This window comes from Corynebacterium hylobatis (genome assembly GCF_003955685.1).
GTDB classification, from domain to species: Bacteria; Actinomycetota; Actinomycetes; order Mycobacteriales; family Mycobacteriaceae; genus Corynebacterium; species Corynebacterium hylobatis.
This window is the reverse complement of sequence record NZ_RXHJ01000016.1, coordinates 84,644-94,572: the sequence shown is the minus strand read 5'-3', so window position 1 is coordinate 94,572 and position 9,929 is coordinate 84,644. Positions and strand designations below refer to the sequence as shown.

8 protein-coding genes are annotated in these 9,929 nt (G+C 66.7%); 3 read left to right on the top strand and 5 right to left on the bottom strand.

Features of this window, described 5'->3' with window-relative positions:
• Positions 1-82: 82 nt before the first annotated feature.
• Complete coding sequence (gene mtr / locus EAH68_RS11885; protein ID WP_126121559.1) at positions 83-1,468, bottom strand: mycothione reductase; 1,386 nt, start codon at positions 1,466-1,468, stop codon at positions 83-85.
• Positions 1,469-1,521: 53 nt separating this feature from the next.
• A complete protein-coding gene (locus EAH68_RS11880) occupies positions 1,522-2,502 on the bottom strand; it encodes an alpha/beta hydrolase (RefSeq protein WP_126121558.1) in 981 nt (326 codons plus the stop codon).
• A gap of 247 nt (positions 2,503-2,749) precedes the next feature.
• Here EAH68_RS11880 and mqo point away from each other — a divergent pair, with 247 nt between their 5' ends.
• Positions 2,750-4,267: a malate dehydrogenase (quinone) gene (gene mqo / locus EAH68_RS11875; protein ID WP_126121557.1), complete on the top strand. Its 1,518-nt coding sequence runs from the start codon at positions 2,750-2,752 to the stop codon at positions 4,265-4,267.
• Between the two features lie 46 nt (positions 4,268-4,313).
• On the opposite strand, the gene EAH68_RS11870 is transcribed toward mqo, so the two are convergent.
• Together EAH68_RS11870 and EAH68_RS11865 are read right to left on the bottom strand one after the other, a co-directional pair.
• A complete protein-coding gene (locus EAH68_RS11870; RefSeq protein WP_126121556.1) occupies positions 4,314-5,912 on the bottom strand; it encodes an ABC transporter permease in 1,599 nt (532 codons plus the stop codon).
• Entirely contained in the window at positions 5,909-6,805 is an 897-nt protein-coding gene (locus EAH68_RS11865) for an ABC transporter ATP-binding protein (protein ID WP_126121555.1), read from the bottom strand. The genes EAH68_RS11870 and EAH68_RS11865 overlap by 4 nt, the downstream gene beginning before the upstream one ends.
• 85 nt (positions 6,806-6,890) lie before the next feature.
• Between EAH68_RS11865 and EAH68_RS11860 the strand changes: the two genes are divergently transcribed.
• Complete coding sequence (locus tag EAH68_RS11860; RefSeq protein WP_126121554.1) at positions 6,891-7,781, top strand: VOC family protein; 891 nt, start codon at positions 6,891-6,893, stop codon at positions 7,779-7,781.
• Here EAH68_RS11860 and EAH68_RS11855 read toward each other — a convergent pair.
• A complete protein-coding gene (locus tag EAH68_RS11855) occupies positions 7,778-9,127 on the bottom strand; it encodes a protein adenylyltransferase SelO (RefSeq protein WP_126121553.1) in 1,350 nt (449 codons plus the stop codon). The genes EAH68_RS11860 and EAH68_RS11855 overlap by 4 nt on opposite strands.
• A 54-nt stretch (positions 9,128-9,181) precedes the next feature.
• On the opposite strand from EAH68_RS11855, the gene cobA reads away from it, so the two are divergent.
• Positions 9,182-9,922, top strand: coding sequence for a uroporphyrinogen-III C-methyltransferase (gene cobA / locus EAH68_RS11850; RefSeq protein WP_126121552.1), 741 nt, complete (start codon positions 9,182-9,184; stop codon positions 9,920-9,922).
• Positions 9,923-9,929 lie beyond the last annotated feature (7 nt).

Here is a 9,929-nt window from a genome sequence, read left to right as displayed (position 1 = left end):
GCAGTTCAGGGGGTATTTATTTAATGAAAATGGGCACCATTTCCATTTATCAGGAAACGGTGACCATAGGAGCTGAGAAGCGTCAGAACTCGAGACCCAGGAGAGCGTTCTCGGTGACCTCGGGCAGGGCCGGGTGGATCCAGTACTGCTTGGTGGCCACCTCGCGGACATCGAGATCGAAGGCCATGACGGTGATCATCTGCTGGATCAGGGTCGAGGCCTGGGGGCCGAGGTAGTGGGCGCCGAGCAGCTTGCCGGTGTCCTTGTCGGCGATGAGCTTGACGATACCGGTGGTGTCCTCCATCGCCCAGCCGTAGGCGACGTCGCCGTACTTCTGGATCTTCACCGTGATGTTGTGGCCTGCCGTGCGGGCCTCACGCTCGGTGAGACCCACCGTGGCTATCTGCGGGTTGGTGAACACTGCGGAGGGGATGTGCTCGTGCGGCATCTTCTGCAGGTCGTCGGGGTGCAGCAGGTTGTGGCGTACGGCTCGCATCTCAGCGTTGGCCACATGTTTGAGCATGAAGGGGGAGGAGACGTCGCCGAGTGCCCACACACCCTCGGCGGAGGTGGAGCGGCCGTACTCGTCGACGCTGACGCGGCCGTCGTCAGTCATCTCGATGCCGCCGCGGTCGAGGTCCATCTGATCGCCATTGGGGATGCGGCCCGTGGCGACGAGGAGGACGTCGGCGGTGATGGAGCCGCCGTCGTCAAGCGTGACGGTGATGCCGTCGTGGCTCTGCACAGCATCGGCGACGGTGCGGCCGACGCGGACGTCGTAACGCTTGACTGCGAGGTCGTTGATGCGGGAGCCGAGGTCGGCGTCGATAAGCCGCATGAGGGCGGAACGGCTGATGATGTGCACCTTGGTGCCCAGGGCGTCGAAGACGTGCGCGAACTCCATGGCGATGAAACCGCCACCGACGATGATGATCGACTGCGGCTGCTGCGGCAGACGCATGATGTCCTCGTTGGTGTGGAAATGCACACCGGATTCGGTGATGGCCTCGGGGATCATCGGGCGGGAACCGGCGGCGATGATGACACGGTCACCGGAGATGACGTGCTCACCGGTGCGGATGGTGCGCTCGCCCACGAAGCTGGCGTGCTGGTCGTAGACATCGATGTTCGGGGTCTCCGGGCCACGGCGGTAGGCCTCGCCGCCCTCGGCGATCAGGTCGATGCGCTGGTCGAAGACGCGGGAGACGACGCCCGGCCAGTCCACGTGGTAGGTCTGCGCGCTCAGTCCCAGCCTCCCGGCCTGCCGTGTGGCCAGCGCCGTGTCGGCGGCGTGGACGAACATCTTCGTCGGGATGCAGCCGACGTTGAGGCAGGTGCCGCCGAAGGTGCCCTTTTCCACGATGGCGATCGAGAGGTCATCGAATTCCGGACCGGGGATGGAGTTGCCGGAACCGGTGCCGATGATGATCAGGTCATAGTGCTGGTCAACCTTCAGGTCAGCAGTCATGGGTGGGTAGGCTCCTCGGCTCGACGGATGATGGATGGGGTCAACCGGAGAGTCTACCTGCGCCTCAACCAGTCGATGGTCGTGCCCAGTGCTTCCGCCAGCGGTCCCGGCTTCGAGAGGAACACATCATGCAGCGCGCCCTCGACCGGATGCACCGTCACATCCTCGCCCAGCTGCGGGGCGCACCGCTGGATCTGCCTCGTGTCCAGGACGGTGTCCACCCCGGTGCTCTCATCGGAGTACGGCCTGCCCAACTGGGACCCTGCGGAGCACAGGGTCAGTACCGGCACACCCACGTCGATCTCATCCCGGTGGATGCGGGCCTGGGACCGCAGTACCTCACGCAGCCAGCCGAGGTACTTCCGGTGGCCGCGCACCGGTTTGAAGGTGACGTCGAAGTCCCAGTCGCCGTGGTGGTCGCGGTGGATCGACATGCCGTAGGCGCCGAGGTTGCCGCCGGGGATCTCCACACCCGGTGCCACACGACCCAGGATGTTGACGACGGGCCGGAGCACCCTCACCAGCGGCTTCGGGTACATCATGTCCAGCCAGGGGGAGTTGAGGATCAGCCCGCCGAGTTTCGCGTGCCGGGCGGAGTCATTGCGGGCGAGGTGCGCCGCCCACAGGGGGACGATCATCCCGGCGGTGGAGTGCGCGATGGGGATGACATCCGGGTGCTCCGCCGTGACCAGGTCCAGGGCGACGGTCAGCTCGGCGAAATAGTGACGGAAGTCAGTGCTGTAGTGCCAGCGCTGGCCCTCCTGACAGGAACGCCCGCATTTACGCAGGTCCAGCGCGTAGAAGGCATAACCCGCCTCATCGAGGGCGCGGGCGACGTGTTCGTGGAAGAAGTAGTCGGTCATCCCGTGCACCCACAGGACAGCGCTTCTCGACGCCGCCGGCTCCCCGTACCGCACCAACGTCGCCACGATGTCCCCCTCACCCTCGGGGTCGGGCCCCAGGTTGATGTCGCGGGCGTGGAAGTCCGGGCCCAGGAGGTCCTCGTACCAGTCGGAGATGTCAGCTACGGTCATGCGTCCCAGTCTAGGACCGGCCGGGGGCAGTGTGCGGGGGGAGGGTGGAGTGTCGGTAAGTTCACTAAATACGGACCTTCTTCCCACCCCCAGCATGGCCAGGGCGTAAGCTGTCTGGTTGCCGGACAAGGGGAGCGGATTCCCGCCGAGGACGGAGAGGCCGCACCCGATATTGTCCCGCCCGCCGGGAAGTCAGCCGCCGCCCGGTGAGGGCCACAACCTTCGACGACGAATGAGGTAATGCAAGGTGTCCACTGACAAAACGAATGCTGCCAAGGTCACTGACGAGGTCGATGTCGTCCTCGTCGGCGCGGGTGTCATGAGCGCCACCCTGGGTGCCATGATCCGTGAACTGGAGCCCAGCTGGTCCCAGATGATCTTCGAGCGGCTCGACGGACCCGCTCTGGAGTCCTCCTCCCCGTGGAACAACGCCGGAACCGGACACTCGGCACTCTGCGAGCTGAACTACACGCCGGAGAAGAACGGCAAGATCGACCTGTCCAAGGCGGTCGACATCAACGAGAAGTTCCAGGTCTCCCGTCAGTTCTGGTCCCACCAGGTCGACAACGGTGTGCTGGATGACCCGAGCGACTGGATCGCCCCGGTCCCGCACCTGGCCTTCGCCCAGGGTGATGAGCAGGTGGACTACCTGCGCCGCCGCCACGAGGCACTCAAGGACAACATCCTCTTCCCGGGCATGGAGTTCGTCGATGACGACGCCAAATTCGCCGAGCGTCTGCCGGTCATGGCCGAGGGCCGTGACTTCGACAAGGAGAAGGTCGCCTACTCCGGCACCGACCTGGGCACCGACGTCAACTTCGGCGCCCTGACCCGACAGTTCCTCACCGCCGCCGAGGCCTCCGGCACCGAGGTCCGCTACGGCCACGAGGTCAAGGACCTCAAGAAGCAGGGCTCCTCCTGGAAGGTCACCATCAAGAACGTCCACACCGGTGACACCTCCGTGGTCAAGGCCAAGTTCGTCTTCGTCGGTGCCGGCGGCTACGCACTCGACCTGCTGCGCAAGGCCGGTGTCCCCGAGGTCAACGGCTACGCCGGTTTCCCGGTCTCCGGCCTGTGGCTGCGTTCCACCAACCAGGAGCTCATCGAGAAGCACGACGCCAAGGTCTACGGCAAGGCCAAGGTCGGTGCCCCGCCGATGTCCGTCCCGCACCTGGACACCCGCGTCATCGACGGCAAGAAGGGCCTGCTCTTCGGTCCCTACGGCGGCTGGACCCCGAAGTTCCTCAAGGAGGGTTCCTACCTCGACCTGTTCAAGTCGATCCGCCCGGACAACATCCCGTCCTACCTGGGTGTCGCCGTCCAGGAGTTCGCCCTGACCAAGTACCTGATCTCCGAGGTGGCCAAGGACTTCGAGAAGCGTCTCGTCGACCTGCGCGACTACGTCCCCTCCGCGAAGGCCGAGGACTGGGAGACCGTCGTCGCCGGTCAGCGCGTCCAGGTGATCAAGCCGACCGCCGCCCCGCGTTTCGGTTCCCTGGAGTTCGGCACCACCCTGATCAACAGCAGCGACGGCTCCATCGCCGGCCTGCTGGGTGCCTCCCCGGGCGCCTCCGTCGCCTCGGCCGCAATGCTCGAGCTGCTTGAGCGTTGCTTCGGTGAGCGCATGATCGACTGGGGTCCCAAGATCTACGAGATGATCCCGTCCTACGGCAAGAAGCTGGGCGACGACGCCAAGCTCTTCGACGAGCTCTGGGACTACTCCCAGAAGACGCTCAAGCTGGCGCCCAAGAACGCAAAGAAGTAGTCTCCGCCAGCAGGATCAGCCCCTCTTCGGAGGGGCTTTCCCTTTTTCAGCCTTCGGCGATGTCACGGCGTCGGAGACCGAGCAGTCCGAGCGCCAGGAAGGCCACCGTGAGTGCGGCCATGACGGCCAGCGGTGCCGGGTCGGGTTCGGCCTCCGGCACCAGGGGGGCGTGCCGCAGTGGCGAGAGACCCATGGCCCAGTCCGGCAGGCGGAGCAGCTGGCCTAGGAAGAGCACCAGGGCTGACCAGGTGACCACCAGCCAGCTCAATGTGGCCAGGCGGGGTAGCCAGCCCAGCAGCAGTGCACTGATCGCACCGTAGAGCAGCACGGTGGGGACGTAGGCCAGGGAGGCGAGCGCCATCTCACCGATCCAGCCGCCCCCGCCGGAACCGAGCACCATCCCGAGGCCGAGACCGGCACCGAGGACGACCATCAGCAGCACCGCCTCCACGGCTGCCACCGCGAACCAGCCGGCGAGTACCCGGGGGCGGGAGAAGCCACCGAGCAGCAGGGCCGTGAGTCGGCCCTCGCGTTCCTCCCGGCGCAGACGGAGCACCGATGTCACCAGCAGTACCGCAGGCCCGAGGCTGAGGTAGCTGAGCACCAGGGAGCCGAAGGAGGTGGTCAGGTCGGACAGGTCGATCTCGACCCACTCGTTGAGGGCGGGTACATCATCCAGGACGCCCTCCAGCTCGGAGGCGAGGCTGCCGAAAGCCACCGCGAAGAAGAGCAGTCCCACACCCCAGAGGAGGTACTTGGGGGTCTCCATGCGGTAGGCCAGCCCCTCGGGGGACAGCAGCCGCGCCGCAGCCTCCGCGGGACCGGGCCGGTCGGTGCCGATACCCGCGCCCAGGTCCCGGTTGCCCGCCAGGCGCAGGGCCACGACGGTCAGTCCCACCGCCACCGCCAGGGAGATCAACAGCGGCCACCAGCGTAGGTCGCTGTACAGGCGTGTCTGCTGTGCCCAGGCGAAAGGCGAAAACCAGGACAGCCACGAGCCTTCATGGTCGATGACATCACCCACCCCACGGATGAGGAAAGCCAGCACGATCGCGGACATGCCCAACCCCGTCGCCGTGCCGGCGCTGCTGGTCAGCTGTGCCGCCACCGCCGTGGCCGCGCCGAATACCAGACCGGTGACAGCCACCGCCAGACCGAAGGCCACCGAATCGGCCACCACCATCCCGGGGATGAGCAGGCCGACGGTTGTCGCCGCGCCCAGGGCGGTGCTGGCCAGGAGCACCAGCACCGTGGTTGCCGCAGTGGCCGCCAACCGGCCGTGAGGGAGCGCACGCAGCATCTCCAGCCGGCCGGACTCCTCATCCGTCCGGGTGTGCCGGACGGTGAAGAGCACGGCCATGATCGCGGTGGGCAGCAGCAGCCACAGGGAGAGCTCGTTGGCCACCATAGTGCCGAAGTTGTAGTTCTCCGTGAACAGCGGGCCGGTCATCATGATGGAGGCCGGGTTGGCTCCCAGGATCGCGCGGGCCTGCAGTGACTCCGGGTCACTGAGGGTGTTCTGGAGCGAGTCAACGGAGGCCCAGACCACGACGAGGATCGCCAGGATCCACACGCTCAGGCGAAAGCGGTCCAGCCGGAGATACAGGCGCAGCAGCTGCCCCGTGCCGGCGAGCCGGGAGGTCACTGTTCCACCTTCCCGTAGTGCCGCAGGAAGAGGTCCTCCAGAGATGGGGGAGTGATCGTCAGGTTCTGTACCCCCAGCTCCGGAAGAACCCGCAGCACGTCATCGATGTTGCGGTCCTCGACCTGGAAACGCACCCGGCCGCCATCGACCGTGAGGTCATGAACACCCGGCATCTGTGTCAGGCGCGCCGGATCGCCGGTGACGGTGCCGGCCACCGCGGAGCGGGTGAGGTGGCGCAGTTCGGCGAGCGTGCCGTGTTCAACGTCCCGGCCCGCCCGGATGATGGTCACCGAATCGCAGAGTTTCTCCACCTCCCCGAGGATGTGGCTCGACAACAGGACCGTACGGCCCTGGTCGCGCAGCTGCCGGACCTCCTGGGTGAAGATCGACTCCATGAGCGGGTCCAGACCGGAGGTGGGTTCATCGAGCAGGTAGAGGTCGACGTCGAGGGAGAGCGCGGCGACCAGCGCGACCTTCTGCCGGTTGCCTTTCGAGTAGGTGCGCGCCTTCTTCGTGGGATCCAGTTCGAAACGGTCGATGAGTTCCGCCCGGCGGCGGCGTTGTGCCTCCGAGCGTTGGTGTCGGGTGAGCAGGTCGATGGCTTCGCCTCCGGTGAGGCTGGGCCACAGGTTGGTGTCCCCGGCGACATAGGCGAGACGGTGGTGCAGGGCGACGGAGTCCCGCCACGGGTCCATACCCAGCACCTCGGCGGAACCGGAGGTGGCGCGCAGCATGCCCAGCAGCACCCGGATGGCGGTGGATTTACCGGAGCCGTTGGGGCCGAGGAAGCCGCGGACCTCGCCGACGGGGACGGTGATGTTGAATTCGTCCAGGGCGCGGGTGGAACCGAAGGTCTTCGTCAGGTTGTTCGTGGTGATGGCGGTGTCGCCCATTGTTCCTCCCGGGCTCTGGCGCAGGTGCCCCCAGCGGGCGTAGCGTGAAGTGTGTCACAGTTAATATATCGCGGAAGGAAACCGCATGCAGACGATCGTCCCGCACATCTGGATCAACCGCGTCGCGGATGATGCGACGGAGTTCTATCTCTCCGCTCTACCCGACACCACGGTCGTCGAGAGGTGGACCTACCCCACCGAGGGGCTGCTGGATTTCCAGGAGGAGTTCGCCGGCCAACCCCTGACGGTGGAATTCGACATCGGCGGTTATCGGCTGGCGATGATCAACGCCGGCGATGAATTCACCCCCACCCCGGCGATCAGCTTCTTCCTCAACTTTGACCCGGCCTTCCGTGCCGACGCCCGCGGCGACCTCGACCGCACCTGGGCGCGCCTCACCGAGGGCGGCCGGGTACTCATGGAGCTCGGCGAGTACCCCTTCAGCCCGCACTACGGCTGGGTCGCCGACCGCTACGGCGTGAACTGGCAGCTCATGCTCACCGACCCGGAGGGGGAACCCCGTCCCTTCGTCATCCCCAACCTCATGTTCTGCGGTCCCGTCCAGAACAAGGCACACGAGGCAGTCGACTTCTACGCCTCCGTCTTCCCGGAAGTCGTGGTGGGCAACCGCGTCCACTACGACGAGGCCACCGGACCCGTCTCCACGGACTCGGTGATGTTCTCGGAGTTCCAGATCCGTGGGGAATGGCTGACCGCCACGGACTCGGCGGTCGAACAGTCCTTCACCTTCACCCCGGGTATCTCCCTCCTGTTCAACGCCCGCGGGCAGGAGGAGATCGACCACCTCTGGAACGCACTGTCCGCGGTGCCGGAGGCCGAGCAGTGCGGCTGGCTCCAGGACCGCTACGGCGTGAGCTGGCAGATCGCCCCCGAGAACCTCAACGATCTGCTGGAACGCCCCGGAGCCTACGCGAACCTCATGGAGATGAAGAAGATCGTCATCGACGAACTTTAGGTGCCGCAGAAGGTGCGGAAACTCTCGTCGAAACCCTCCGGTGCGGGCCCCCGGTACGCCGGACCGTGGTCGGTGAAGGGATCGGTGACCACGGCGAGGAGGTCGAGGTAGGGGCCGAGGTCACCTGACTCGGCATCGCGGAGCGCCTCGTGGAGGAGATGGTTGCGTGGGATGTGGTGCGGGTGTGCCGGCACCTCCGGATCCAGCGACTGCCAGTCCGCAACCCACTCGGAGCCGACGATCTCCGCCAGCGCGCCGGGATCGTCGACGAGCAACCGGTTGGCGGTGGTCAGGTCGGGGGCATGCTCCGCCAGCAGCTGCAGCCACCGCTGCCCGATCCCCGTGTCCGCCGTGCCGAGGGCGCGCGCCAGCTCGCGCTGCTGCGCCTGCTCCCACACACCGGGGAAATCATTCATGGCGCCCTGCGCCTTATCGACGGCCGCGTTCTCATCGGCGTCGAAAAGCGGGAGCATCGCCTCCGCCAGGCGGGCGAGGTTCCAGCCGAGAATGGCGGGCTGGTTGCGGAAGGCATAACGGCCGTGCCTGTCGATGGAACTGAAGAACATCGCCGGATCATAACGGTCCAGGAAGGCGCACGGCCCGTAGTCGATGGTCTCCCCGGACAGGGTGGTGTTGTCCGTGTTCATCACCCCGTGGATGAACCCCAGCCGCATCCACTGCGCGACCGTCGCCGACTGCGCGGCCATCACCGCACGGAAAAACCCCTCATGCGTACTCGCCTCCGGGTAGTGGCGCTTCCGTGCATAGGTGCACAGACGCTCCACCAGGCCGTCGACCCCCAGCAGGCGCGCATACTGGACCGTCCCGATCCGCAGGTGGCTGGCAGCCGTGCGCACCAGCACCGCGCCGGGCACCACCCCAGTGCGCTGGATCCGCCGCCCGGTGGACAGCACCGCCAGACCACGGGTGGTGGGCACACCCAGCGCGTGCATCGCCTCGGAGACCAGATATTCGCGCAGCATGGGGCCCAGCGCGCCACGGCCGTCACCACCCCGGGAGAATACTGTCGGGCCGGTGCCCTTGGTGTGGATCTCGCGGCCCGCGGTCTCCCCGAGCAGCAGCGCGCGCCCGTCACCCAGCCGCGGGGAGAGCTGTCCGAACTGGTGCCCGGCATAACCCATCGCCACCGTCGGCCCCCCACCGTGCCCCAGCAGGAAGGACACCCCGTCGGGACTGCGTAGCCAGTCCGGGTCGAGGCCGAGCTCGCGGGCATGAGATTCATTCAGCAGGAGCAGTTGCGGATCAGGCTGCTCCTCAGCCTGGGCCGCATGGACAAGCTCGGGAAATGCCCCGGAGAACGGATGGTCAAGGTGTGGTGCGCTCATACCCCCAGGCTAACGATGTGGTGCCCCGGAGTCAGCCCCCTAAACTGATTGACCATGACTGCAGCCTCCTCCACCACCGGTTCCGTCACTCTCGTCGGCGGCGGACCAGGCGCCTGGGACCTGATGACCATCCGGGGCCAGCGCGCACTCCAGCAGGCCGACGTGATCCTCACCGACCACCTGGGGCCCGCCCACGAACTCGACGAGCTCTGTGACACCGCGTCGAAGGAGATCATCGACGTGTCCAAGCTGCCTTACGGTAGACAGGTCACCCAGGAGAAGACGAACGAGCTCATCGTCACCCACGCCCTGGCCGGCCGGAAGGTCGTCCGGCTCAAGGGCGGTGACCCCTATGTCTTCGGTCGTGGTTTCGAGGAACTGACCGTCTGCCGCGAACACGGCATCCCCTGCGAGGTCGTGCCCGGCGTGACCTCCGCGGTCTCCGTGCCGGCGGCAGCGGGTGTCCCCATCACCCAGCGCGGCCTGGTCCACTCCTTCACCGTGGTTTCCGGGCACCTCCCGCCGGGCCACCCCAGTTCCCTGGTCGACTGGCGGGCCGTCGCGCAGTCCGGGGGCACCATCAGCGTGATCATGGGCGTGAAGAACGCCCCCGCCATCGCACAGGCCCTGCAGGAGGTCCTGCCTGCCGACACCCCCGCGGCCGTCATCCAGGAGGGCACGACCGAGGCTCAGCGCGCGGTGCGCTGCACCCTGGGCACGCTGGCTGCGACGATGGCGGAGCACAGCATCGGTGCGCCGGCGGTCTACGTCATTGGCGAGGTCGCGGGCCTGTAGGAGCCGG

What these genes read in the sequence shown, in the direction of transcription:
- mtr (WP_126121559.1), bottom strand. Translation starts at nt 1,468, where the DNA reads ATGACTGCTGACCTGAAGGTTGACCAGCACTATGACCTGATCATCATC.
- EAH68_RS11880 (WP_126121558.1), bottom strand. Translation starts at nt 2,502, where the DNA reads ATGACCGTAGCTGACATCTCCGACTGGTACGAGGACCTCCTGGGCCCG.
- EAH68_RS11865 (WP_126121555.1), bottom strand. Translation starts at nt 6,805, where the DNA reads ATGGGCGACACCGCCATCACCACGAACAACCTGACGAAGACCTTCGGT.
- EAH68_RS11860 (WP_126121554.1), top strand. Translation starts at nt 6,891, where the DNA reads ATGCAGACGATCGTCCCGCACATCTGGATCAACCGCGTCGCGGATGAT.
- EAH68_RS11855 (WP_126121553.1), bottom strand. Translation starts at nt 9,127, where the DNA reads ATGAGCGCACCACACCTTGACCATCCGTTCTCCGGGGCATTTCCCGAG.
- cobA (WP_126121552.1), top strand. Translation starts at nt 9,182, where the DNA reads ATGACTGCAGCCTCCTCCACCACCGGTTCCGTCACTCTCGTCGGCGGC.